We start from the raw sequence: 638 nt of genomic DNA on the forward strand, positions 1-638 counted from the left end.
GGTGCGCCCGGCATGGGTGAATACTAGGCGGTGAAGGTCCGCTGTGGGCCGTAGTAGTCGGAACCACGAGCCAAAGGCAAAGGTGTCCACCGTGAGATGGAATCTGAAGGAAGCCCTAGGCAAACTGCTGAACTGATGTACAAGAAGTGGCTATAAGGCTGGACAAGCTGGACAAGATTGCCAAACAAATCGAAATCCAATACTACTCAAAGCGAACTCCAGTAAAGCCAACAGTTGCATGGCAGGAAAGCATTCATTCTTACCCGGGGAGGTCTGTTCGATATGTTTCTACTAGCAGAACGGAAAGTTTTGCGGAGACAAGCTGGTCAGTGATGGCCGGTTGAACTGAACAGAAGTCAGCCGAAGTCATAGTAGTGACACACAGTGCCATGAAGGACTGAACAATAACAACTCACATTGATTTGAAGAGGTGGAAATTGTGCGAAAATCGCAGAAAACAGAACAACAAGCTGACCGCCGGTGGAGAATAAGTCCAGAAGACTCAAGGCAAACCGGGGCGCGTAGTACCATTTCTGGTGAGCAAACAATGATGAGTGGCACAAAGTTTCAAGCCCGAGTATTGGACCGTAATAACCTCAATCAGGCTTATTTACAGGTCAAACGCAACAAGGGTGTCG

The 638-nt window shown here is 48.6% G+C and carries 1 pseudogene; it reads left to right on the forward strand.

The window, feature by feature from the left end:
- Positions 1 to 439: 439 nt before the first annotated feature.
- Positions 440 to 638: pseudogene (locus ON15_RS00035) on the forward strand (group II intron reverse transcriptase/maturase); the annotation flags it as partial.

It is taken from the genome of Liquorilactobacillus vini DSM 20605 (genome assembly GCF_000255495.1).
GTDB classification, from domain to species: domain Bacteria; phylum Bacillota; class Bacilli; order Lactobacillales; family Lactobacillaceae; genus Liquorilactobacillus; species Liquorilactobacillus vini.